Below are 22,657 nucleotides of genomic sequence, written 5' to 3'. Positions count from 1 at the left end.
CTTCGCATCTGCGGCGAAGCTCGTACCGCGAAAAGGAGCGGCGCGTCAGCGTCGCACCTTGCCCCTGTTGCGTCAATGCGCGATTACCGCAACAACGCCAGTAGAAACGCCAGTCCCGTACAGGCGCCGACCCCCAGCCCCACGGCCAGCCAATCCTTGCGCAAATGGGTCCAGGGCGCGAATTCGATGACGAGCAGCCGCAGGCCGCCCATCAGGTGCAGCGACAGCAACACCACCAGTCCCCATTCCGCGAACTTGAACAGCGGCCGGTCGGCGAAGCGCAGGAAGCCATCCAGCGCCTGCTCCCCCGCTATGGCCTGGCCCAGGGCCCAGAAATGCACGGGCAGGAAGAGTGCCAGCGCCAGGCCCGACAACCGGTGCACCAGAAACGCCCAGTACGCCGGGTGATTGCGGGCGCGCGCATCGTTGCGACGCATCATGCGACCACCCCGTATACCGCGCGCAAGCCCATGACGGCAAGCAGGAGCGCGAAGGCCAGCACGGCCGCCACTGCCGACGGTCCGCGCCAGCGCAGCCATTCCTCCGCGATGCGCAGCAGGCCGATGGGCACGTGCACCGCGCAGGCCAATACGAAAACGCCGTAGAAAAGGGCGAAGCCGGCGCTGCCATGCGTGCGCGCCAGTATCTCGGCGCCCGTCAGGCCGCCGCGCACGGCATAGACGATGATGCCGATATGGACGGCGACGAACAGCGCCAGCACCATCGCGCTGACGCGCTGGTAATACCAAAGCCGCGCCTGCGTGCGCACACCCATCGCTGCCATCACAGTTCCCCTTTTATGGCGGCCTTGGCCGCCATCCGCTTCAGGCCGGCGATGCCTGCCGTGGGCGAGATCGCCTTGGGACAGCGCTCCGTGCAGCTGCCTTGCGTATGGCACGAATGGCAGCCGGCGTCGCCCGCCACGGCACGCAGGCGCTCCGCGCCCTGCGTATCGCGCTCATCGTTCATCAACGTCCATGCGCGGTTCAATGCCGCGGGCCCCAGGTAATCGGGCCGCCAGGTCACCACGTCGCAGGACGCGTAGCAGACACCGCAGCCTATGCACTCGATGCCGGCGTCCACTGCCTGCCGGCGTGGCGAGGCCGGCGGCACGCGCGCAAAATCGTCATGCCGCGACAGCGTGCCGGCAAAACTGCCCTTGGCCTGGGCCCATTTATCGAAGAAGCTGCTCATGTCGGTGACCAGGTCCTTGATGACCGGCAGGTTGGACAGCGGCGCGACTTCCAGCCGGCCATCCGTGGCCACCTTGGAAACATGGGTGCGACAGGTCCAGCGGGCCTTGCCATTGACCGTCATCGCACAGGAACCGCACATGCCCACGCGGCAGGCATAGCGGTAGCCCAGGTCGGGCTGCAGCTCGCGCTGGATGTAGGTGACGACATCCAGCACGGTCTGACTGGTGTGGCGCGGCACGCGGTAGGTAACGAACTCGCCCGCGCCGGCACTGCGCCATACCCTGACTTCCAACATATCCATGGCGTATCCATTCGCGATGGAGAGGCATGCCTCTCGTGGTGGCCGTATTGTCGAATGGCGCCTCTAAAAAGCAAAAGCGAATATTTATGCGATTCGAGTAAAGAAAATCTTTATCAGGAAGCCAGGATGGCGGTAATGCGCCGGGTGATCTCGTCGATGCCGAAAGGCTTGGTGACCAGCTCCATGCCAGGTTCGCGCAGGCCTTCGGTCAGCGCCAGGCTTTGCGCATAGCCCGTGACCAGGATGACCTTGAGGCCCGGATGGACGGCGCGCGCCTGCTCGACCATGCGGCGCCCGTCCATGCCGGGCAGCCCGATGTCGCTGATCACCAGCTGGATACTGGGCGTGTCGTTCAGGATGCGCAGTCCCGACAGGCCGTCGGCCGCCTCCACCACCCGGCATTGCAGGTCCAGCAGCACTTCCACCAATAGGTCGCGCACCCGGGGGTCGTCTTCCACGACCAGCACCAGCGGTTGTTGCGTAGCCCGCAGGTCGGCCGCCGGCTCCGGCCCGTCGGCCGCATCCTGCTCCGGCGCCGGGTGGCCCGTGTACCGCGGCAGGTACAGGCGGATCGATGTGCCCTTGCCTGGCCGGCTGTCCAGGTCGGTGTAGCCGCCCGACTGGCGGACGAAACCGTACACCATGGACAAGCCCAGGCCCGTACCTTCGCCCTGCGGCTTGGTACTGAAAAAGGGTTCGAACGCCTTGGCGGCCACGTCGGTGGGCATGCCGACGCCGGTATCGGCGACGCAGATGCAGACGTACTCGCCGGCGGTCAGGATAACCGCGCTGTTCACGACGACATTGTCGAGATCCACATTGCGCGCGGTGATGGTCAGCGTACCGCCGTCGGGCATGGCGTCGCGCGCATTGATCACCAGATTAAGTATGGCGTTTTCGAGCTGATGCGGGTCGCACAGGACGTTCCACAAATCATCCTGCAGATCGACTTCCAGGGCGATCCTTTCGCCCAGCGTGCGCTCGAAGAGCTCGGTCAGCGCCCGGATCAGCGCATTCGGCGGCGTGGGCTTGGGCGCCAGGGGCTGGCGGCGCGAGAACGCCAGGAGGCGGTGCGTCAGCGCCGCGGCGCGCTTTGCCGATTCCATCGCCATGTCGGCGTAGCGCGCGATATCCACCACCATGCCGCGATCTGCCCGCTTCTGCATGAGCTGCAATGCGCCGATGATGCCGGTCAACAGGTTATTGAAATCGTGCGCGATACCGCCGGTCAGCTGGCCGACCGCTTCCATCTTCTGCGACTGCCGCAGCGCTTCATGCGCCAGTTCCAGCTCCGCCATGGCCTCGCTCTCGGCCGTGACGTCCTGGGCCACCGCGTGGACCAGGCCATCGCCCGGCACGGCCGTCCACGACAGCGTACGGAAGCTGCCGTCCCGATGCCGGCATTCGCACACGAAGCGCGATGTCGCATGCCCGCGCTGCAGACGTTTGAGCTGGCTCTGCGCCAGCAAGGCGTAATCGGAACGCACCAGCGCCAGAATATTGTTGCCCAGCAGTTCCTCGTGCTTCCAGCCCAACTGGACCGTCCACGCCGGATTGGCATCCAGCACATAGCCGTCGAAGTCCGTCACCACCATCAGGTCATTGGCCAACTGCCAGGTGCGGTCGCGTTCCGCCTTGCCCCGCGCTACTTCGTTCAGCAGCAGCCTTTGGCTGCGGCGCAAATCGTTGCGGGCGGCGACGACCAGGTCGATGTCGAAGGCGATAATGAGCCAGCCGCCCACGCGGCCGTCCTCATCGATGGGGGCGGCACGGGCCATGAACCAGCGCCACGTGTTGTCGGCGGCGCGCAGGAAGCGTATCTCCATCTCGCAGCCCACGCCCCTCATCATGGCGTCGTGCCAGGCCCGCTGCACCGGCTTGCGGTCGTCGGGGTGGATGGATTCCGTCCAGTGCCCGCGCGGCTCGCCGCCCTGCTCGCGGCCCGTATAGCGGGACCAGTAGGGGCTGGTATAGATGACGCGCCCGCGCACGTCGGTGAAGAACGTCATCTGCGGCGAGCTTTCAACCAGGGCTCGGAACCGGGCGTCGACCGCCTTCGCCCTGCTCTCCGCCAGATGCAGCTCCGTCCGGTCCCGGACGATCTTCAGGTAGCCGATATGCTCGCCGGTGCGATCGTCCAGGAAGGGCTGCATCAGCCCGGATGCCCACAGCCGCGAGCCGTCCTTGCGCATGTGCCAGCGCTCGTCCTCGGCGCGGCCCTGCGTGCGCGCCGTCTCCGCTTCCAGGCGGTGGTCGCCGCGCCGACGCGACTCCGGCGTGAAGATCATCGCGGAGTCCGCGCCCAGCGCCTCGTCCTCTGCCCAACCGAACACCTTGCATGCGCCGCTGTTCCAGCTGGTAATGCGCAGGAATAGATCCACCGTAAAGATCGCGAAGTCGGTAGCGCTTTCCAGCAATGCACGGGCAACACGATCCGTTGAAACGCGTCCCTTCCCGCCGGCTTCGCTCATGGGCCTCTCCGTCTGCATGGATGGATAACAGCAAATTCCCTGCCGTTTCTTGCCCTGGCGGGCACGGCAGGGCAAGTGGATGGGTCCGTATGAATGAAGGCTGGCACCGCGCGCTCACCATTGGTTGCAACGTTGGCCCTGAAACGGGGTAACTTCGAATGCACGCCATGTATCGACAAGGGGGACGGCATGGATGCATCGCGCGAGATCGTCATCGACGGCCATCGTGTCATTTGCAAGATAACCCGGCAAGGGGAAGACGGCTATGCCGTCGTCATCGCCACGACACGAGCGGACGAACAAGGCATGCCTCCGCCCCTGTCCTGGCGCGCGGCCGCGACGCGGAACTTCGCTACCCGAGAAGATGCGGAGCGCCATGCCCGGTACGTGCTGCTGGGCGTGTGCAGCGTCAGCCAGAACGGCGATCCGGTCCTGTCCGTGACATGACGCGCGCCTGACGCTCGCCGGCGTTCTCCATCGGTCCGCCCCGGTCGACCCGTGCTGTACCCGCTTGCCGCCCGGCGCGCATGACCGGGAACTAAGTATTTCTTGGTTCGCACGGCGCCGGAAAGCGCACATCATGACCAGGCTGCGCATTCGATGGCGGACACCGACAAGATCCGCGCGTGGCACAGCAGCAAAGCCGGTCGTGGGGGTCTCTCGCAGGAGACAGCAATGAGCAGCTATACAGGCGGACAAGGGGTGGTACACGCGCCCGGGCATGCCGGGCACGGCCACGACGAACACGCGCACGGCGTGCCGCACGGCTGGCGACGCTGGCTGATGGCGACGAACCACAAGGACATCGGCACGATGTACCTGATTTTCTCGTTCGTCATGCTGCTGGAAGGCGGGGTCCTCGCCCTGCTGCTGCGCACCGAGCTCTTCGAGCCCGGCATCCAATTCTTCCAGCCTGAATTGTTCAACCAGTTCACCACCATGCACGGCCTGGTGATGGTGTTCGGCGCGATCATGCCGGCCTTCGTGGGTTTCGCGAACTGGATGATCCCGATGCAGATCGGCGCCGCCGACATGGCGTTCGCGCGGATGAACAACCTGAGTTTCTGGATCCTGCCGATGGCCGCGGTGCTGCTGACCGCGTCCTTCTTCGTGCCCGGCGGCGCGACGGCAGCCGGGTGGACGCTGTATGCCCCGCTATCGGTCCAGATGGGCCCGGGCATGGATATGGCGATCTTCGCGCTGCACATCATGGGCGCCTCATCCATCATGGGCGCGATCAACATCATCGTCACGATTCTGAACATGCGCGCGCCCGGCATGACGCTGATGAAGATGCCGCTGTTCTGCTGGACCTGGCTGATCACCGCCTTCCTGCTGCTGGGGGTGATGCCGGTGCTGGCGGCAACCGTCACCATGGTCCTGACGGACCGCCACTTCGGCACCGATTTCTTCAACGCCGCCGCCGGCGGCGATCCGGTCCTGTACCAGCACCTGTTCTGGTTCTTCGGGCATCCGGAGGTCTACATCATGATCCTGCCGGCGTTCGGGATTATCTCGGCCGTCATCCCGACGTTCTCCCGCAAGCAGCTGTTCGGCTACGCATCCATGGTCTACGCCGTAGCGGCGATCGCGGTGCTGTCCTTCATCGTGTGGGCGCACCATATGTTCGCCACCGGCATGCCGGTGACCGGACAGCTGTACTTTATGTACGCGACCATGCTGATTTCCATCCCCACCGGGGTGAAGGTCTTCAACTGGGTGGCGACGATGTGGCGGGGACAGCTCAGCTTCGAAACCCCCATGCTGTTCGCCATCGGCTTCATTTTCGTCTTCACCATAGGCGGCTTCACCGGCCTGATCCTGTCGATCGCCCCCATCGACATCCAGGTGCACGACACCTATTACGTGGTGGCGCATTTCCACTACGTCCTGGTGGCCGGCTCGCTGTTCGGGCTGTTCGCCGGCACCTATTACTGGATCCCGAAGTGGACCGGCTACATGTACAGCGAGAAGCTGGGCAAGCTGCACTTCTGGTCCTCGATGATCTCGTTCAACCTGACTTTCTTCCCCATGCACTTCCTGGGCCTGGCCGGCATGCCGCGCCGCTATGTCGACTACGCCGCGCAGTTCACGACCTTTCACCAGATCGCCACCATCGGCGCGTACTGGTTCGGGCTGTCGCAGCTGATCTTTCTGTATGCGGTGCTGCGCTGCTTCGCCGGCAAAGGGGCCAGGGCACCCGCCAGCCCCTGGGAAGGCGCGGCGGGACTGGAGTGGACGGTGCCCTCCCCGGCGCCCTTCCATACCTTCGAAACGCCGCCGGAAGTAAAGTAGACGGGCATACCGCTTGCCTGCGCCCTTTCGCGCCTGGACGGAAACCCGCATGAGACGCCTTAGCCTGAACACTCACGACCTGGCGTCGGCAGCCCCGCCGGCAGCCGGTGGCTGGGCGATTCCATGGCGCCCGCCGCGCGAGTCCCGCGTCTGGCGGCTCAAGCGCAACTGCGCGCTGCGGCCGGTGCAGTACACGGCGGGCATCGGCCTGCTCATGGGGATGTCGACGCTGGTGGCGCTGGCCTGCTGGATACGCGGCATCTGGCTGGTGCCGGTTTTCTGCGGCCTGGAGCTCGCCGTCGTCGGCACCGCGGCATTGGCCTATGCCCGCCACGCCATAGACGGCGAGACCGTCACGCTGACGGACGCGCGCGAGGTCCGGATAGAGGTAGACCAGGGTTTGCGGCATGAAACCTATCTGCTGCCGGCGCAGGGACTGCGCGTGATCAAGGCCCCCGACGACACCTTGTGGCTACGCCAGGGCGCCACCCGTGTGCAGGTCGGCGCCCATGCATCCGCGGCGGTGCGGGCGGCGTTCGAGGCGGACCTGCGCGCCATGCTGGCGGGCCGTATGGGACGCTAGACCGCTGGACCGCTGGACCGCTAGGACCGACCCAGGCCCAGCTTTTCCATGACTTCCTGGGCATCGATCACCATCGAGGCCACCTCGGCCACCGTCACGCGCAGGCTGGTCGCGCGGGCCCGCATGTGCTCGTAGGCCTTGATCTCGTCCATGCCCTGGTGGTCCACCAGCACTTTGATGGCCTTGTCGATCTGGCGCCGCGATTTGATGGTGGCTTCCAGCTTCTGGATCTTGGCCTGCTGGCGCTGCTGGAAGCCCTGCGCCGAACGCGCCAGCACCAGCGTGCTCAATACGCCGGAAGACCGGAAGGGCTTGGTCAGCACGCCATGGGCGCTGCTGTCCAGCAGCAGTTTCAGCGTGGTGGGGCTTTCATAGTCAGACAAGGCGATCAATGTCGCCTCCGTCGCGCTGGCGCACCACATGCCGCCGCTGGGAATCTCCTGCGACAGGTGGAAGAACACCACATCGGCTCCGCGCGGCGGCTCCTGGCAATACGGCCAGAACACCTGCAGGCGGCAGCCGATGCGCTTGAGCTGCTCGATCAGCAGTTCGCGATCCTCGCCGGGCGGATGCACGACCGCGACGCTGATGCTGCGCAGATCTTCGTAGAGGCGGCGTATGCTGCTCATCGCGTTACTTCAGCCAGAACTCGGCCAGCCCGAAGGTGGACAGATAGGGATCCGGCCTGACCGGACCTGCCCCTTGCCAGACGACGTCGAACTGCCCGTCCTCGCGGCAAACGCCGATACGCGGCGTCAGCAGGCAGTGATTGTTTTCCGCATCGATGGCCAGCGGCCCTTCCGGCGAATCGTAACGCACCGAATGGGCCGTGCGCACCAGTTTGGTCGGGTCCAGGCTGCCGGTGCGCTCCAGCGCGCGGGCGAACAGGTGGACCTGGTTGTATGCGGATTCGGACCACGTACTGGTGGGCCGGTCGCCATAGCGCGCGCGCCACAGGGTGGTGAAGCGCCGATTGCTTTCGTTGTCCAGGGAATTGAAATATGTCGCGGCGGTAATGTGCCCGGCGCAGAGTCGAGGCCCGATCAGGCGTATTTCCTCTTCCGCCATGGACAGGCTGGCGATGGGAACGCGGCGCGGATCCTGGCCGCTTTCGGCGTATTGACGATAAAGCATGCGGGCCGAATCGCCCACGACGGTGGAAAACACCACCTCCGGCTGGGCCGCCTGGATGTCCCGGATGACCTCCGCCACTTCCGCGGGGCCGGCCGTCAGCGGCAGGTAGACTTCGTCCAGTACTTCGCCGCCGTGCTGTTCGACCATGTCCCGCATCACGCGATTGGATTCGCGCGGATAGATATAGTCGGAACCGACCAGGAAGAACCGCGAACCGTTGTGCTGCAGCAGGTAGGCCGCCAGCTGCATGGCGTTCTGGTTGAGCACCGCCCCTGTGTAGACCACGTTGGGCGAATACTCGAAACCTTCATAGAACGAGCAATACCACAACAGTCCATTATTGCGCTCCACCACTGGCAGGACGGCCTTGCGGCTGGATGAGGTGGAGCAGCCGAAGATCACGTTGACGTCATCGTCGGCCATCAGTTGCGTGGCCAGGCGCCGGTATTCCGCCGGGTTGCTGGCCGGGTCATAGCACACCGGGGCGAGTTGCCGGTCCAGCACGCCGCCCGCCTCGTTGATTTCCTCGACCGCCAGCGCGGTGCCCAGGAAATGTTCCGAGCCGGTGACTCGCGTCACGCCTGTCCGCGAAAACAGTATGCCGATCCGCCAGTCCGCCGACGATCCCCTGGTTGCAGTCATAGTTCCATCCTGGCCCACCGCGCGCCGGGACCCTGGGCCAGGCCTTATTGCCTGGCCTGGGGCCCTAGACACGCAGATGGGCAAATATCGTTTCGGCCGCCGCCTCATCGCGGGCGTCGCCCTCTTCGACGATCTCGCCCTGCTTCAGGACCAGGTAGCGGTCGGCCACGCGCAGCGCGAAGGCGACATTCTGTTCGATCAGCAGCATCGTCGTGCCATTCTCCTGGCGCTCCCACAACAGGGCTTGCGCCAGGCGGTCGATCACCGAAGGCTGCAGGCCCTCGGTGATTTCGTCCAGAAGGATAACGGATGGACGCAGCATCAGCGCGCGCGCCACCAGCAGCATCTTCTGCTCGCCCCCCGACAGCGTGCCGGCGGGCTGCCGGAGCCTGTCCTTGAACACCGGGAAGAGGGGCTCGATGGCGGCGAACCGCTCGGGGAAGTCCGCTTCCCGCGCCAGGCCCAGCCGCAGATTGTCGCGCACGCTCAGTTCGGTAAAGATGGCCTGTTCCTGGGCGGCATAGGCCACGCCCTTGCGCGCCACGCGGTGCGGCGCCAGCCGGGTGATGTCCTCGCCGTTCAGCGCCACGGTGCCGGACTGCTTGGGCAGATAGCCCATAACGGTCTTCAGCAAGGTGCTTTTGCCCATGCCGTTCTTGCCCAGCAGGGCCACCGCCTGGCCGGAGCCGATTTCCATCGACAGGCCGCGCAGCACGACCGAGGCGCCGTAACCGCTGGTCACCCCATCGAGTTTCAATAAACTCATTGGTGTCCTCCCCTGTCGCTCATCGCGTCCCCCTGCCCCGTGCCGGCGTAGATCGTCTTGACCAGCTCCGAGCCGACGACGTCGGCAAAGCTGCCGTCCATGACGATGGCGCCCTGGTGCAGGACGACGATGCGGGTGGCGACCTGCTCGACGAAATCCAGGTCGTGTTCCACCAGCAGGCAGCACAGGCCGTGGCGATGGGCCAGCGAAGCCAGGATTTCACCGATACGGGCGCGTTCATGCCGGCTCAAGCCCGCCGTCGGTTCATCCAGCAGCACGATGCGCGGCGCCAGGGCCAGCACCATGGCCAGTTCGAGCGCCTGCTGCTCGCCATGCGACAGGTCGCGCGCGACCGAGCCCAGCTTGCGATCGAGCTCCGTCGCGCGCAGGACCTCCAGCGCATAGGAGGGCAGCCGCAGCGTATCCGACCGCCGCCACAGCGACGGCTTGTCATGCAGCGACCCCGCGATGCGCAGGCTGTCCGCAACGGTCAAGGTGTCGAAGATATTCGCGTTCTGGAACTTGCGTCCCAGACCGTCGCGCACGCAATCCTGCGGCGGTTGCCGGCCGATGTCGTGTCCGCACAGGGAGATCGTGCCGCCGCTACGCTCGGCGCCATCGCTCAGCGCGCGCATCAGGGTGGTCTTGCCCGCGCCGTTGGGGCCAATCAGCCCCACCAGCTCCCCGGCCCGCGCGGTCAGCGTAATGCCGCGCAGCACCTGCAGGGACCCGAAGTGCCGGCTGACATCGCGCATATCCAGCGCCGGCGGGCCGGCCCGGTCAGGCTGCCCGACATCGCGCGCCTGCAGCACGGGGATGCGCGGTGCCAGCCGGCCCAGGCCGAACGGGCGCAGCAACAGCGGCACCAGGCCGCGGGGCAGCAACAGGATCACCGCGACGAATGCCACGCCCAGTATCAACTGCCACGCGAAGGGCATGCTGCCGCTCAGGTAGGCACTGGCCACGTTGATCAGCACCGCGCCCACCAGCGGCCCCCACAAGGTTCCCCTTCCGCCCAGCGCAACCCAGACAATCAGTTCCGTGCCCAGCACGAAGCCGGTCAGCTCCGGCGCTACCACGCCGCTGAAGGCGCCGTAGCCGAATCCGGCCAGCCCGGCCACGACCGCCATCCCCACCAGCAGCAGGATGCGCACGCGCGATACGCGCAGGCCCAGGTATTCGCAGCGGGTCTCGTTGTCGCGGATCGCCGTCAGGACGCGGCCGCCATCGCTGCGTACCAGCAGCCACCCCGCCGCCGCGGCGACCGCCAGGGCGGCTCCGGCGACCCAGTACCAGCCCGCCAGCGAGAGATCGAAACTGTCGTAGCCGGTCAGGCCGGAGCTGGAGCCCGTCCATTCCCCGCCGGTCAGCACCAACTGGGTCAGGACGATGGGCAGTACGAGCGATATCACCGTGGCGAAGAACGGCGACGCCCCGCGATAAAAGGACAGCCAGCCCACGACGGCCGCCATCACCGCCGTCGCGGCGACCGCGGCCAGCAGCGCCAGCGCGACCACGCCCGGCGAAAAGCCGTAGTGCGTAAAGGCCAGTCCCGCGGCATACGCACCCATGCCGAAGAAGGCCGACTGGCCGAAGGTCAGATACCCCGTGTAGCCCCACAACAGGTCGACGGTCAGGGCGGCGATGGCGAAGAAGTACGCCTTGATCAGGACGTTCAGCAAATAGGTGTCGAACAGGAAAGGCCCGGCGGCCACCAGCACCAGTCCCGCGACGGCCAGCGCGCCCAGGCCCCTGCCGGACGCCGGCGACCGCGCCGCCCGGGTGCCGGGCGCGCCGGTACGATCGCTCATTGCATCACTCATGGGCAAATCCCTTCGGCCGCACGCGCAAGGTCAGCGCCGCCAGCACCGCGATGGTCAGGCCGCCCAGGACCGGGTTCACATAGATACTGACCAATACCTGGCAAGCGCCGAATACCAGGCAGGTCAGCAACAGGCTCGTGATCGAATGCCCCGCCACCATCACCAGCATGAAGGCGCTGATCAGCCAGCCGACGCCCATATTGGGATCGACGCTGGATAGCGGGGTAACCAGCGCGCCGCCCAGGGTGCCCAGGCCCGCGCCCAGGCTGAAGGTGACGAAGCGGATGCGCGCGGCATTGATGCCCAGTCCGCTGGCCAGCGGTTCGTTCATGATCACGGCGCGGGTGCGCACGCCGAAGCGCGTGCCGTTCAGCAGGCCGGCCAGCAACGCCCACAGCGCCAGCGCCGCCGGAATCAGGACGATGCGATACGCCGAATAACCGGTACCGGCCACGGTCCAGATGCCGGACAGCGGCGCATCGGCGAACTGCACTTCGCGCCCGAAGGCCAGCACGATCAATTGCCCGATGACGATCCCCAGCCCCCAGGTCGCCAGGATCGCATCCAGCGGACGCCGGTACAGCGGGCGCACGACCAGCCATTCCACCGCCATCCCCGCCACGATGCCGCATAGCACGGCCAGCGGCCAGGCCAGCCACGGATCCAGGCCCAGCCGCGTGACGACGTAGCTGACGTAGCCGCCCAGGGTAATCAGGGCGCCATGGGCGAAATTGACGATCTTCATGACGCCGAAAATCACCATCAGCCCGGCCGTCACCACGAACAGCATCGCTGTCGTTGTCAGCACATCGAGTAGTAGGTCCATATCAGTGGTCCAGTGCGCCTTGCGCCATCCGCCTCCGGGTTGCCGGACGCATTACTTGATGTTGGGACATTGCGGGCCCGGATCGACCGCCGTGAAGGTTTGCAGGATCTTCACCGATCCATCCGCCTGGATCTGGCCCAGGTGCATGTTCAGGGCGGCGTGACGGCTCTTGTTCATGCTGACCGGCCCGCGCGGGCCGTCGTACGACACCTGCGCCAGCGCCGGGATGACCTTGTCGGAATCCGTCGTCCCGGCTTTTTCCACCGCGGCCTTGTACAGGAAAAAGGCTTCGTACTGGGGTTCGGACAGTTCATTGGGCGTTTTCAGCTCGGCGCCGAACTTCTTGTGCATGGCATCCAGGAAGCGCTTGTTCTGGGCGTTGTCGATGCTGGTCAGGTAGGACGCCGACAGGTACATCCCCGAGGCCACGTCGCCCATCGTCCTGGCCGTGCCTTCGTCGATCGCCAGGTTGCCGTACGGGATGGCGATGCCGGCCGCCTTCAGCTGCTTGGCCAGCGATACATTGGGCGCGCCGCCCGCGGTGGAACTGATCAGCGCGTCGGGCTTGGCGGCGCGGATCTTGGAAATCACCGCCGTCCAGTCGCTGCCGTCCATGGGCAGGTATTCCTCGCCGACCACCTTGCCGCCCTTCTGTTCGATGTACTTGCGCGTGAAGGCCAGCATGCCGCGGCCGAACGAGTAATCGCTGCCGACAAGGAAGAAGGTCTTGGCTTTCTCATGCGCGGTGAAGTAGTCCACCACCGGAGCTACCTGCTGTTCCGGCACCCACCCGTTGACGTACAGCCACTTGCTGCACGAGCGGCCTTCGTAGAACGAGGTGTAGATATACGGCGTCTTGCCGCGCGCCACCACCGGCAGGCCGGCGCTGCGCGCCGCGCTGGTTTCCATACCGATCACGGCGTCGACCTTTTTCTGGAAGACCAGCGTATCGAAAGCCTTCTGCGCGCCGACCGCGCCGGAGCCGTCATCGGCGATCTCCAGTTGCACCTGGCGGCCCAGGATGCCGCCGGACGCATTGATTTCGTCGACGGCCAATTGCGAGGATTGCACGGCCGCCGGCGCGACCACGCTGTTGGCGCCGGACAAGCCGACGGCGACGCCGATCCGGATCGGTTCGGCGGCCTGGGCCACGGCCAGCAGGCTGGCGCAGGCCAGGACGGCGGGGGCAAGGAAAGTAGCTGTGGTTTTCATCTTCTGTCCTGTGTAGAAAACAAGGTCGGACCGCCACGCGGCGGCGAACCGCGCCGCATCGCGCTGTATCACGCGAAACGGACCGGATATGCGCGCGGACCGCGCTAGCCGGGACGCGTCTGCCCGGGCCCGGGTACGAGTCGATAAAGATCGTCGCGCCGGTCGCGCAGCACGACGTTGTAGGGATTCAGATGGCGGGCGGCGCGCGAGCGCTTCAGGTTGACCGCCGCGCAAAGGATTTCCTCCTGGTCGGGGGTGCCCGGGCCGGCCAGCGGCCAGCCCTGGGCGCCGACCACCAGGCTCTGGCCCAGGAACGGCTGGCCGCGCTCCACACCCACGCGATCGGCGCAAACGATGCTCAGGCCGTTGCTGTGGGCCGCGGCCATTGCCAGGGTATTGGCCATGGTGGGGTGGCGCGGATCCTGTCCCGGCATGGGCACCCAGTTGGTCGGCATGCAGACGATATCGACGCCCTGCAGGGCCAGCAGGCGATATACCTCCGGAAACCACCCGTCATAGCAGATCGCCACACCCAGCCGGCCATGCTCCGTATCGAAGACGGGCAAGCCCAGGTCGCCGGGCTCGAAGAACAGGTTCTCCTCGCCCCACAGATGCAGCTTGCGATAGGTGCCCAGGTAGCCGCGCGGGCCGATGACGGCCGCGGCGTTGTATAGGCGATCGCCCGCGCGCTCCGTGATGCCCGCCACGATATGGATGCCCAGGCGCGCCGCCGCCGCGATCCAGGCCTGGGCGGTGGGGCCGTCCGGCACGCTTTCCGCGAGGGCGAAGGCCTCGGGGCGGCTGTCGAAAACATAGCCCGTGTTGCACAGCTCGGGCAGCACCACAATGACCGCGCCTTGCGCCGCGGCCTGCTCGATCAACGCCAGCGAGCGCGCCACGTTCGCGTCCTTCTGCCCGATGCGGCAATCCATCTGCACGGCGGCCACGATGGTGTCCGGGAATACGCGCTCGCCGGCGGAAGCCAAAGACGACATGGAAACTCCAGAAACGAAAGATGCCTCCGCGCCGCGCCGGCAAGCCGGCTCGCTGCCGCAAGGAGGCATAGTCTTGCGGCGGCCCGGAAATAAAAAAGCCCTCGACCACGCTGGAAGCGCGATGCGAGGGCTTTCATAGCCTGTGTTTGCGCAGCAATCCTGCTGCGTCGGCTCGTGACAATATTGTCCCGAGCCTGCGACAAATTATCCGGACTGCCACGTGCCGCTGTCAATGCAATACGGATTGGTGGATACCCTAGCCGGCAGCGCGCCGCCGCGCACGGCGCGGACGAAGCGGGACCGCCATGCGCGCGGCGCGCGGCCGCCGCTACAGGTGCAGGCGGATCTCCACGTACAAGGTGCGCCCGGGATACGGGTGATAGACGAAATACCTTTGGTCGAACAGGTTGTCCACGCCCACGCTGACCTCGCTATAGCGATTCAACCGGTAGGTGAACTTGGCATCCACGACGGTATACGTGCTGGTGCCGCCGAACACATCCGGATTGCTGTCCGTGTTGGTCAGCGTGTTGTACTGGCGTCCCGAATAGCGCACCGCGCCGGTCAGCGCGGCCTTGTCGCCAAAGCGATAGGTCGCGGCGAGGTTCGCGCGCCACAGCGGAATGCGATAGAAGTATTTGCCCACGGACGCCGGGTTCTGCGAATTGGCCAGTATCTTCGACTGCGTATAGGCGAGATTGGCGATGAGATCCAGCCCGCGGACACCGACGTCCTGCCCCTGGTAAGCGGTTTCGACGCCACGCGAGCGCACTTTGTCGATGTTCTGGAAACTGGTCACATTGGGAATCGTCGTGGTGTCGGTCTGGCTGAAGATGGTGTTTTTCACATCGTCCTGGAACAGCGACACGCGCAACACGCCGCTGTCGCCCGTCCATTGCGCGGTCAGCTCCTTGGACAAGTCGTTTTCGGGCTGCAGGTCCGGGTTGTTGTTGATCAGCGTCGAGCCGTTGATCTTGCCCTGGAACAATTCCCCCACGGTCGGAAAGCGGTAGGCGCGGCCGATGGAAGCCCGCAGCGTCAGGTCGTCCGTCGCATCGAAGGACAAGGATGCCTTGGGCGATGCATGGCGCTGATCGGCATTCGGATACGGCGCACGCACGCTGCCCACCGCCTGCGAACCGCCATAGGCGCGCCAGTCCTCATAGCGCAATCCGTAGACGAATTTCCAGCGCGGCAGGAAACGCCAAGCATCCTGGGCATACCAGGCCTGCGTCTGCGTGTTGCCCTTGAAGGCGTTGGCGAAGGCACCGGCGCTCCCATCCGACCAATCGTCCGTCGCGAAGGTCCTGCTATCGGAAAAATAGCTGTCCACGTGGTAGCCGAACGCCAGGTCGTGGGCCGACAGGCCCGCCGCCGATGCCGGCCGGGTATACGTCGACCGCAAGTCCAGCGTCTTCCATCCCGTGCCATCGCCGTAGGTGACGGTGCCCGGCCCATCCCCCGGGCCGCCCTGGCCGGCGTTGCGGGCGACATTGCGCGCAACGTCGTAATACGAGGCGATCGCTTCCCCGTTCCAGCCGCTTGGATTGCGTGTTTTCAAGGACAGGCCATAGAGCCAGTTCTCGCTGTCGCCGCGGCTGGGCGCCAGCGCGGATGCGGGGATCGCGTACTCGTATCCGCCGATGTCGACCGTGCCCTGGTAGACCTTGTTCCCAGCCGGATCGCGCAGGAAGGTCGAGGTATCGCTGCGGTAGCGATCGCGCCAATAGCCCACCGTCGCGCCCCCCTGCAGCGTGGGCGTGAAGTCGTATCGCAGCTTGAGCTTGAACTGGTCTTCCACGGTGCGCTCGATGCCCTCGCCGTTCACGCCCAAGACGACGGTGGGCGCGCCGGTCTGGTTGTCGTAGAACCGGGCGCCGGTCACGGGCGTATCGCCGGCGCGGGCCGGCGTGGTCGAACGCGGCAGCGTGGCGAACTGCAGCGGCTGGCTGGTGTTCTCCAGATGGCCCGCGTCCAGGCGATAGGACAACTTCCCGACCCGGTCGCCGAAGGAGGCCGAGGTCTGGCCGCCCGAGAAATCGCGATCGACGCCGAACAGATCGAAGTGCTGCGTATACCCCTTCACGTCCGCATGGGCTTCGAACGATTCCGGCATGCGCGTGGTCATCAGCACGGTGGCGCCCAGCGAATTGCCCGGGTACAGCGCCGAATAAGGGCCGTAGATGACGTCGACGCGGTCGATCTCGTCCGGCGCGACCATGGACCAGCGCGGGGCGAAGCTAAAGCTGTTGCCCAGCAGATTGCTCAACAGCAGGCCATCGGCATAGACCAGGCCGCGCGCGCTCTGGCTATTGCTGGTGCCGCGCACGGCGATCAGGGCGTTCTGGTCGCCGATGAAGCGTTTGCGCACCGCCAGATTGGGCAGGTACTTCAGCGTGTCCTCGCTATTGACGACGTTCCAGTTCCCGAACTGCTCGCGAGAGACGGACTCCACCGAAGCCGGCAGGTCGGGATCGAAGGCGGGCGCATCGCCGGCGTCGGCGGTCACGCTGACGGTCGGAAGCAGGGATGGCGCCGGATGGCCGGGCACCGGTCCGGCAGGCATGGTGGCGGCCGCATTGCCGGTCGGGGCTTGCGGGGGAAAGGCGGGCCGCGTATCGGGGGCCACGCCGACGGCGGGGGACAAGGCGGGCGTGGCATCGGCGGCGCAGGCGCGCACGGGCAGCAGCAGCGGCAGGATGCCGCCACCGGCCAGCCCCGCCGCCAGGCGCGCGCAGGACAGCGCGCGCCGCAAGGCAGGATAGGACATCGGAGTTCCTGATATCGAAATGGGAAGACGAACGCGGACGCCGAAAGAGGCGGCGGCAATCGGATCGCGAGACGGGGATCAGGAAATGGCGGGCGGGGCGCGCGGGCGGCCCGAGGGGAAGGCGCCGAACGGCGTATAGCGCGTCAGGGCCGGCAATACGAGCGTACCGAACAGCAGCAAAAGCGGCGTGAGCGGCGCGGGCGGCACCATGGATATCGCGGGCGCATGGTTGAACAGATCGCAATAACCGCAATCGTCTATGGGCCCCGAGCGATGATCGGCATGGCCGCCGCTGTCGCCCGTCGCCGCGCCGTGTTGCATGCCCGGCATGTCTTTCATGCCATTCATCGCCATCGCGGCGACACCGCCGGAGCGCGCGTCGACCGCAAACAGGCTGACCGTGTGTTCGCCCTGGCCGTCGATCGTGCAGACGGGCAGGACGAAGGTCCGTGCGGCGCGGACGAAATGGCTTGCCGTCGGCGCGAACGCGATCAGGCACATGGCGAACAGGCCAAGCCAGGCGGTCGATTGTCGGCGAAGGTGACGGGCCATGTTTGCGAAATGAGATTCGTTCGCCAGTGTACCCGCGAATCTTCGCACGGGTGACTGGACAAATTGCCCCAGTCCGCCGCGCCGCCGGCGGGCTTCCGCAGAACCCTAGGGGCTGATCCTGGCTCGCAGCCGCTGATTGATCGCCAGCAGGATCACGCTGGCCGTCCCGGCGAACAGGCTCAGCAGCACCGTCAAGGTCATGATCAGGTCGACGTTGTGCAGACCGATGGCGCTCATCAAAAGGAACCCCAGCCCGCGCTGGGAAGCGAACATTTCTCCCAGCAAGGTGCCGATCAGCGTCAGCGAAAAACCGATGCGCAATCCGGCGAAGATTTCCGGCAACGCGGACGGGAAGATGATGCGCGTGACCATGTCCCACGGCGCCAGGCCCATGACCCTGCCCGTTTTCAGATGTACCGCGCGTACATTGCGCACCGCGTTGACCGTGAAGAGCGCGATGGGGATCACCCCATGGATGGTGCCGAACGCCACCTTGGAGGATATGCCCAGTCCGAAGGCCAGCAGCAGGATCGGATACAGGGTGATCTTCGGGATCGAATACAGCGCGATCAGCATCGGCTCGAATACTTCGCCCAGGAAGCGGTGCCCGCCCAGCACGAAGCCGATCGCCAGGCCGATGGTCACGGCCAGCGCCAGCGCCATCCCGAAGGCCCGTGCCGTTTCGGCCAGGTGCGCGCCGAACTGCGCCGTCGTCACGAAGCGCAGCGCGAATTCCAGCGTCTGCGCCGGCGAACGCAGGGCCACGTCGCCCACCAGCCAGTAGAGTATCTGCCAGGCGGCCACGACCACGACCAGCAGGGTGAAGGTATTGCGCAGGATGGAAGGCCGGCGGTTCATCGCAATCCCCTGCGCGCCAGGATCGCCTTCTCCCAGCGCGCGAACAGCATATTGACCGACACGGACACCAGCAGGATCAGCAGGATCAGCGGGTACATGGTCTTGTTGTCGAAGTTGTTGTAGGCGAAGCTGATTTCGTAGCCCATGCCGCCGTTGGACATGATGAACTCCGCCCCGATGATGCCGATGAGCGAATAGGCCACCGCCAGCTTCGCGCCGGTCAGGATATACGGCGCGGCATACGGCAGCGTGATGCGCCAGGCGGTTTCGCGCACGCCCATGTGCTGCACGCGCGCCGTCTTCAGCAGTACGCCGGGCACGCGGTCCAGCCCGTTCAGGGTGTTGACGATCACGGCCACCACGCCCAGCATCGCGCCGATGAAAATCTGCGGCGCCGCATTCAGGCCGAAGACAATGATCAGCAGCGGATAGAAGGCGAACACCGGAATGGCGTAGTACGTGGCGAAGAGCGGTTCCAGCGTGTCCCGCACGCGACGCAGCCGGTGGATCACGATGGCGCCCGATACGCCCAGCACCACCGCGGCGACGAACGCGACGGCGGCATTGCCCAGCGTTTTGGCGATGGCGCCGTTCAACGAACCCGACACCAGCATGTTGACCAGGTCCACGATCATGCGATGCGGCGGCTGCATGGTCAGCTTGTCGATGACGCCGGTCAGGCAAAGCGCTTCCAGCAGCGCCACGCAAGCCAGGAGGATGGCGATGCGCCAGACGCGGGCCCGGTTCACGATTGTCCTCCGGGCGCCATGGCGCCTATCGATTTCATGGACTCTTCGCGCAGCGCGCGCCACAGCCTCGCCGTGATGGCGCCGAAGCGTTCGTCCTGCACGATGCGGCTGTCGCGATCGCGCGGCCAGCCGGTTTCGACGATATCGATCAATCTTCCCGGCCTGGCCGACATGACACCGATCCGGTCGGCCAGCATCGCCGCCTCGTCCAGTGCGTGGGTAATCAGGAACACCGTCGCGCCGGTCTTGCGCCAGAGATTCAGGACCTCGTCGCCCATCAGCAGGCGGGTCTGCTGGTCCAGGGCGCCGAAGGGTTCGTCCAGCAGGATCAGGCGCGGCTCGGTCACCAGCGTACGGGCGATGCAAACGCGCTGGCGCATGCCGCCGGACAGCTGGGCGGGATAGCTTTGCGCGAACGGCGCCAGTCCCATCATCGCCAGCGCGCGGTCCACGCGCCGCGCTTTTTCCGCGGCCTCGATGCGCTGGCGGCGCAGGCCGAAGGCGATGTTCTCGCGCACGGTCAGCCAGGGAAAGGACGCGTCCTCCTGGAACACCACGCCGACCCCGTCCGGAATGCGCCCGACGATGGGCTCGCCCTCGAAGGCCACCTCGCCGCGCGTGGCCGTGGAAAGCCCCGCCACGAGCTCCAGCAGCGTGCTCTTGCCGCAGCCGGACGGCCCCACCACGGCAAAGAACTCGCCCTGGCGCAACTCCAAATCTATCGGTCCGAGCGCGTGAAGCGTATCGTCGGGACCGCCCGCCGGCCGCGCGAACAGCTTGTCCACGCCGCGCATGGAAACGTGGACGGCCGCGGGCGCGCCGGTCCTGGGGTCGCCGGCCCGGCGGCCGGGCAAGGCATGCGGATAGACTTGCGCGACGCGTGACATGGCTACTTCACCTTCTTCAGGTCGTCGGGCAGATAGCGCGTGTCGATCAGCTTGTCCAGGTCGACATCGCCCTTGATGGCGCCCACCATTTTCTGCACGTCGACCGCGCGTTTCAGGCCGTCCATATGGATCTCGCCGGCTCCCCAGTACGGGATCCCATTGGTGCGGCTGGCGACCAGGTTGCGCACGGCCGCGCGCGCGACGGCCGGCTCCAGGTTGTACACCTTGGCGACGATGTCGCCGGATTCGTCTGGATGCTTTTCCATATACTCGACCGCCAGCCGGCGCGCGCGGATCACCCCCTTGATGAAGGCCTCGCGTTCCGGCGACACGCCCGAACCGGCGGCGATCCCGATGACATTGGCGATAGGCGGCAGCATGTCCTGGGCCACGGCGATGGCGCGGTACTTGTTGCGATACTTGGACCATAGCGGTTCCGGCATCGGGGTGACATCCACCAGGCCGGTATCCAGCGCGGCAATGCCTTCGCCGAAGCCGCCGGTCTTGACCAGCTCGACGTCTTCCGTCTTCAGCCCGCCGGATTGCAGCACCAGCGTGGCCAGCGCCTGGCTGGTGGATCGGGGGTTGGTGTAGCCCATCTTCTTGCCCTTCAGGTCCTTGACGGAGTGGATGGGCGCATCCTTCTTCACCGCCCACACGAACTCCGCCACCGTCAGGACGTTGTCGCTGACGATCTTGATGTCGGCGCCTTGCTGTGCGGCGGCGATGACCGCGTTGGGATTCACCTCCGCATACGGCGCATTGCCGGCCAGCATATTGCGCAGCGTGGTACCGCCGCCGGCGGAGGTCAGGATGCCGGTTACGTTGGCGCCCTCCTGCTTGAAGAAGCCCTTGGCCATGGCCACCGCGAATGGCATGCCATTGGCGGAAACGCCGTAGTTGCTGACGACGATGTCCTCGGCCTGTGCGGCACCCGCCAGGGCAAGGCCCAGCAAGGCCGCGCCGGCGCGCCGTATCAACGCGGTTCTGTCGTATCGTTTCTGCATGGTCTCCTCCGGTTCTTTTGGTTTGCTGCGTGGATAGTGACGTCACGGATGGGGCGGCTGGCTGCCCTCGATCGCGCGCCAGCCTGCCAGGTCGGTCGCGCGGTCCAGTGCCTGGCGCACGTCGGCGCCGTCCGCCATGGGCGCGAGCGGCGTCGTGCCGTCGGCATGGCGCCGCAGCGCGTCCAGGCCGTCGCGCAGGGCCCGCACCACCCGCAGGATCAGGCTGGCCGGATACGAAACCTGTGTGTATCCCATCGCGCCCAGTTCGGCCGGGCTGAGCCAGGGCGTGTCGCCGCCCTCGAACATGGCCGCCGACAGATAGGCGCCCTTCAAGGACGCACCGACCCGCCGATAGTCTTCCTCGCGGCGCAGGCCGGCGATGAACACGCCATCCACGCCCAGCTTCAGGAATCGCTCGGCCCGCCGCAGCGCCGCATCCAGGCCCAGCGGACCGTAGGCATCGGTGCGGCCGATGATGAACGTGTCGGGATTGCGGCGGGCCTGCATCGCGGCCTTGAGCTTGGCTTCGATGACGGCCTCGTCCACCACCAGGGCCGCCTTGTCGGCGCGCTGCTGCTTGTGGTCGCGGCTCTGGTCTTCCAGCAGGAATCCGCTGACGCCGATGGCCTCGTACTGCGCAACCAGCCGCGCCACGCTCTTGACGTCGCCATAGCCGTCGTCGGCATCGGCGAGGAAGGGCAGCCTCGACGCGGCGGCGATGTCGCGCAGGCCGTCGGCCATATCGGCCAGGCCGATCAGGCCGATGTCGGGATACGCATGCCGCGCCGCGAGCATGGCGGAACCACCCACCGCGAAAGCCTGGAAGCCGGCCTGCTCTATCATGCGTGCGGACAGCGCGTCGTGCGCCAGCGGCGTGATCAGCGGCGTTTCGCGCTTGAGCGCGTCACGCAGGCTGGGACGGGTCATGATGCGGTACTCCTTTGCAACGCGGCGGGGAACAACCAGCCGGATTCGGCGCGCCGGCGTTCATAGTGCGCCTCGATGGCCGGCAACAGGGACAGGGTCATGGCGATCTCGTCGTCACCGCGCATCAGCGCCTGCGCGCGCGAGACCGGGATGGAAAAAGGATGCGTCGCGCCGTCCGGGCCGGTCACGGTCAGCGTCGCCAGATCGACGCGGCAGGTGGGCTCGGCGCTGTCTTGGGCCGCGGCGCGCAATGCCTGAAAGGCCCCGGTGTCGATAATCGCCGCCACCAGGCCGTTGCGGAAGGCGTTCTCGTAGAAGATGTCGGCGAAGCTGGGCGCCAGCACGCAGCCGATGCCGAACTGCGCCAGCGCCCATACCGCCGCTTCGCGGGAACTGCCGCAACCGAAATTCTCGTCCGCCAGCAGGATGCGGGCGCGACGATAGGGCTCGCGGTTCAGGATGAAGTCCGGCCGCTCCCGGCCTTGTTCGTCGTAGCGCCAGCCGCCGAACAGGCCCTTGCCCATGTCGGCGGTCGCGGTACGCAGCCATACCGACGGAATGATGGCGTCGGTGTTGATGTCGGCCATGGGCATCGCCGCCATGACGCCCGCGATCTCGCGCACCGGTTGCCTCATGCCGTCGTCTCCCTCGCGCGCGTATGCG

Annotated in this window: 22 protein-coding genes; 3 read left to right on the top strand and 19 right to left on the bottom strand. The window is 66.2% G+C overall.

Going from position 1 to position 22,657, the window contains the following annotated elements; genetic code table 11:
- Nucleotides 1-83: 83 nt before the first annotated feature.
- From sdhC to ACO1P8_RS02150, 4 genes are all read right to left on the bottom strand, one after another.
- Nucleotides 84-437, bottom strand: a complete 354-nt coding sequence (gene sdhC / locus ACO1P8_RS02165; protein WP_486294345.1) for a succinate dehydrogenase, cytochrome b556 subunit — start codon at nucleotides 435-437, stop codon at nucleotides 84-86.
- Complete coding sequence (locus ACO1P8_RS02160; RefSeq protein WP_486294284.1) at nucleotides 437-784, bottom strand: succinate dehydrogenase; 348 nt, start codon at nucleotides 782-784, stop codon at nucleotides 437-439. Before ACO1P8_RS02160 ends, sdhC begins: the two co-directional genes overlap by 1 nt.
- Nucleotides 784-1,497 carry a succinate dehydrogenase/fumarate reductase iron-sulfur subunit gene (locus ACO1P8_RS02155; protein WP_486294283.1) on the bottom strand — a complete coding sequence of 238 codons (714 nt, stop codon included), beginning with the start codon at nucleotides 1,495-1,497 and terminating at the stop codon, nucleotides 784-786. The genes ACO1P8_RS02160 and ACO1P8_RS02155 overlap by 1 nt, the downstream gene beginning before the upstream one ends.
- Before the next feature lie 113 nt (nucleotides 1,498-1,610).
- Nucleotides 1,611-3,968, bottom strand: coding sequence for a PAS domain S-box protein (locus ACO1P8_RS02150; protein ID WP_486294282.1), 2,358 nt, complete (start codon nucleotides 3,966-3,968; stop codon nucleotides 1,611-1,613).
- A gap of 189 nt (nucleotides 3,969-4,157) precedes the next feature.
- Between ACO1P8_RS02150 and ACO1P8_RS02145 the strand changes: the two genes are divergently transcribed.
- The 3 genes from ACO1P8_RS02145 (at nucleotide 4,158) to ACO1P8_RS02135 (ending at nucleotide 6,846) form a co-directional block, all read left to right on the top strand.
- Nucleotides 4,158-4,415: a hypothetical protein gene (locus ACO1P8_RS02145; protein WP_486294281.1), complete on the top strand. Its 258-nt coding sequence runs from the start codon at nucleotides 4,158-4,160 to the stop codon at nucleotides 4,413-4,415.
- 228 nt (nucleotides 4,416-4,643) lie between these two features.
- Complete coding sequence (gene ctaD / locus ACO1P8_RS02140; protein ID WP_094840987.1) at nucleotides 4,644-6,263, top strand: cytochrome c oxidase subunit I; 1,620 nt, start codon at nucleotides 4,644-4,646, stop codon at nucleotides 6,261-6,263.
- 49 nt (nucleotides 6,264-6,312) lie between these two features.
- The gene (locus ACO1P8_RS02135; protein WP_486294280.1) at nucleotides 6,313-6,846 is read left to right on the top strand and encodes a DUF2244 domain-containing protein; all 534 of its coding nucleotides are present in this window, start codon (nucleotides 6,313-6,315) and stop codon (nucleotides 6,844-6,846) included.
- A 20-nt stretch (nucleotides 6,847-6,866) separates the two neighbouring features.
- Here the strand turns inward: ACO1P8_RS02135 and ACO1P8_RS02130 are convergent, their stop codons facing one another.
- From ACO1P8_RS02130 to leuD, 15 genes are all read right to left on the bottom strand, one after another.
- Complete coding sequence (locus ACO1P8_RS02130) at nucleotides 6,867-7,475, bottom strand: ANTAR domain-containing response regulator (protein ID WP_486294279.1); 609 nt, start codon at nucleotides 7,473-7,475, stop codon at nucleotides 6,867-6,869.
- Between the two features lie 4 nt (nucleotides 7,476-7,479).
- A complete protein-coding gene (locus ACO1P8_RS02125) occupies nucleotides 7,480-8,622 on the bottom strand; it encodes a transporter substrate-binding domain-containing protein (RefSeq protein ID WP_486294278.1) in 1,143 nt (380 codons plus the stop codon).
- Between the two features lie 64 nt (nucleotides 8,623-8,686).
- Nucleotides 8,687-9,388 (bottom strand): branched-chain amino acid ABC transporter ATP-binding protein, encoded by a 702-nt coding sequence (locus tag ACO1P8_RS02120; protein ID WP_486294277.1) that lies wholly within the window; start codon nucleotides 9,386-9,388, stop codon nucleotides 8,687-8,689.
- Entirely contained in the window at nucleotides 9,385-11,199 is a 1,815-nt protein-coding gene (locus ACO1P8_RS02115; RefSeq protein WP_486294276.1) for a branched-chain amino acid ABC transporter ATP-binding protein/permease, read from the bottom strand. The genes ACO1P8_RS02120 and ACO1P8_RS02115 overlap by 4 nt, the downstream gene beginning before the upstream one ends.
- 4 nt (nucleotides 11,200-11,203) lie before the next feature.
- Nucleotides 11,204-12,037 carry a branched-chain amino acid ABC transporter permease gene (locus ACO1P8_RS02110; RefSeq protein ID WP_486294275.1) on the bottom strand — a complete coding sequence of 278 codons (834 nt, stop codon included), beginning with the start codon at nucleotides 12,035-12,037 and terminating at the stop codon, nucleotides 11,204-11,206.
- A 51-nt stretch (nucleotides 12,038-12,088) separates the two neighbouring features.
- Nucleotides 12,089-13,249, bottom strand: a complete 1,161-nt coding sequence (locus ACO1P8_RS02105; RefSeq protein ID WP_486294274.1) for a substrate-binding protein — start codon at nucleotides 13,247-13,249, stop codon at nucleotides 12,089-12,091.
- A 104-nt stretch (nucleotides 13,250-13,353) separates the two neighbouring features.
- Nucleotides 13,354-14,244: a nitrilase family protein gene (locus ACO1P8_RS02100; protein WP_486294273.1), complete on the bottom strand. Its 891-nt coding sequence runs from the start codon at nucleotides 14,242-14,244 to the stop codon at nucleotides 13,354-13,356.
- 328 nt (nucleotides 14,245-14,572) lie between these two features.
- Entirely contained in the window at nucleotides 14,573-17,014 is a 2,442-nt protein-coding gene (locus tag ACO1P8_RS02095) for a TonB-dependent receptor (RefSeq protein WP_486294272.1), read from the bottom strand.
- A 78-nt stretch (nucleotides 17,015-17,092) separates the two neighbouring features.
- Complete coding sequence (locus tag ACO1P8_RS02090) at nucleotides 17,093-17,566, bottom strand: DUF2946 domain-containing protein (RefSeq protein ID WP_486294271.1); 474 nt, start codon at nucleotides 17,564-17,566, stop codon at nucleotides 17,093-17,095.
- Nucleotides 17,567-17,671: 105 nt separating this feature from the next.
- Complete coding sequence (locus tag ACO1P8_RS02085; RefSeq protein WP_486294270.1) at nucleotides 17,672-18,424, bottom strand: ABC transporter permease; 753 nt, start codon at nucleotides 18,422-18,424, stop codon at nucleotides 17,672-17,674.
- Entirely contained in the window at nucleotides 18,421-19,173 is a 753-nt protein-coding gene (locus ACO1P8_RS02080) for an ABC transporter permease (RefSeq protein WP_486294269.1), read from the bottom strand. Before ACO1P8_RS02080 ends, ACO1P8_RS02085 begins: the two co-directional genes overlap by 4 nt.
- A complete protein-coding gene (locus ACO1P8_RS02075; RefSeq protein ID WP_486294268.1) occupies nucleotides 19,170-20,060 on the bottom strand; it encodes an ABC transporter ATP-binding protein in 891 nt (296 codons plus the stop codon). Before ACO1P8_RS02075 ends, ACO1P8_RS02080 begins: the two co-directional genes overlap by 4 nt.
- Before the next feature lie 2 nt (nucleotides 20,061-20,062).
- Nucleotides 20,063-21,067, bottom strand: a complete 1,005-nt coding sequence (locus tag ACO1P8_RS02070) for an ABC transporter substrate-binding protein (RefSeq protein ID WP_486294267.1) — start codon at nucleotides 21,065-21,067, stop codon at nucleotides 20,063-20,065.
- Between the two features lie 42 nt (nucleotides 21,068-21,109).
- Nucleotides 21,110-21,994, bottom strand: coding sequence for an isocitrate lyase/PEP mutase family protein (locus ACO1P8_RS02065; RefSeq protein WP_486294266.1), 885 nt, complete (start codon nucleotides 21,992-21,994; stop codon nucleotides 21,110-21,112).
- Nucleotides 21,991-22,629 (bottom strand): 3-isopropylmalate dehydratase small subunit, encoded by a 639-nt coding sequence (gene leuD / locus ACO1P8_RS02060; RefSeq protein WP_486294265.1) that lies wholly within the window; start codon nucleotides 22,627-22,629, stop codon nucleotides 21,991-21,993. Before leuD ends, ACO1P8_RS02065 begins: the two co-directional genes overlap by 4 nt.
- Nucleotides 22,630-22,657 lie beyond the last annotated feature (28 nt).

Source organism: Bordetella sp., from assembly GCF_057362025.1.
The sequence above is the reverse complement of the archived record's forward strand: the minus strand, read 5'-3'. Positions and strand labels throughout refer to the sequence as shown.

Bases quoted from the DNA above. Each gene is read 5' to 3' on its own strand.
- ACO1P8_RS02105 (WP_486294274.1), bottom strand. From the start codon at position 13,249: ATGAAAACCACAGCTACTTTCCTTGCCCCCGCCGTCCTGGCCTGCGCC.
- ACO1P8_RS02075 (WP_486294268.1), bottom strand. From the start codon at position 20,060: ATGTCACGCGTCGCGCAAGTCTATCCGCATGCCTTGCCCGGCCGCCGG.
- ACO1P8_RS02090 (WP_486294271.1), bottom strand. From the start codon at position 17,566: ATGGCCCGTCACCTTCGCCGACAATCGACCGCCTGGCTTGGCCTGTTC.
- ACO1P8_RS02070 (WP_486294267.1), bottom strand. From the start codon at position 21,067: ATGCAGAAACGATACGACAGAACCGCGTTGATACGGCGCGCCGGCGCG.
- ACO1P8_RS02085 (WP_486294270.1), bottom strand. From the start codon at position 18,424: ATGAACCGCCGGCCTTCCATCCTGCGCAATACCTTCACCCTGCTGGTC.
- ACO1P8_RS02135 (WP_486294280.1), top strand. From the start codon at position 6,313: ATGAGACGCCTTAGCCTGAACACTCACGACCTGGCGTCGGCAGCCCCG.
- ctaD (WP_094840987.1), top strand. From the start codon at position 4,644: ATGAGCAGCTATACAGGCGGACAAGGGGTGGTACACGCGCCCGGGCAT.
- ACO1P8_RS02110 (WP_486294275.1), bottom strand. From the start codon at position 12,037: ATGGACCTACTACTCGATGTGCTGACAACGACAGCGATGCTGTTCGTG.
- sdhC (WP_486294345.1), bottom strand. From the start codon at position 437: ATGCGTCGCAACGATGCGCGCGCCCGCAATCACCCGGCGTACTGGGCG.
- ACO1P8_RS02115 (WP_486294276.1), bottom strand. From the start codon at position 11,199: ATGAGCGATCGTACCGGCGCGCCCGGCACCCGGGCGGCGCGGTCGCCG.
- ACO1P8_RS02100 (WP_486294273.1), bottom strand. From the start codon at position 14,244: ATGTCGTCTTTGGCTTCCGCCGGCGAGCGCGTATTCCCGGACACCATC.
- ACO1P8_RS02150 (WP_486294282.1), bottom strand. From the start codon at position 3,968: ATGAGCGAAGCCGGCGGGAAGGGACGCGTTTCAACGGATCGTGTTGCC.
- ACO1P8_RS02155 (WP_486294283.1), bottom strand. From the start codon at position 1,497: ATGGATATGTTGGAAGTCAGGGTATGGCGCAGTGCCGGCGCGGGCGAG.
- ACO1P8_RS02145 (WP_486294281.1), top strand. From the start codon at position 4,158: ATGGATGCATCGCGCGAGATCGTCATCGACGGCCATCGTGTCATTTGC.
- ACO1P8_RS02130 (WP_486294279.1), bottom strand. From the start codon at position 7,475: ATGAGCAGCATACGCCGCCTCTACGAAGATCTGCGCAGCATCAGCGTC.
- ACO1P8_RS02120 (WP_486294277.1), bottom strand. From the start codon at position 9,388: ATGAGTTTATTGAAACTCGATGGGGTGACCAGCGGTTACGGCGCCTCG.
- ACO1P8_RS02160 (WP_486294284.1), bottom strand. From the start codon at position 784: ATGGCAGCGATGGGTGTGCGCACGCAGGCGCGGCTTTGGTATTACCAG.
- leuD (WP_486294265.1), bottom strand. From the start codon at position 22,629: ATGAGGCAACCGGTGCGCGAGATCGCGGGCGTCATGGCGGCGATGCCC.
- ACO1P8_RS02065 (WP_486294266.1), bottom strand. From the start codon at position 21,994: ATGACCCGTCCCAGCCTGCGTGACGCGCTCAAGCGCGAAACGCCGCTG.
- ACO1P8_RS02125 (WP_486294278.1), bottom strand. From the start codon at position 8,622: ATGACTGCAACCAGGGGATCGTCGGCGGACTGGCGGATCGGCATACTG.
- ACO1P8_RS02095 (WP_486294272.1), bottom strand. From the start codon at position 17,014: ATGTCCTATCCTGCCTTGCGGCGCGCGCTGTCCTGCGCGCGCCTGGCG.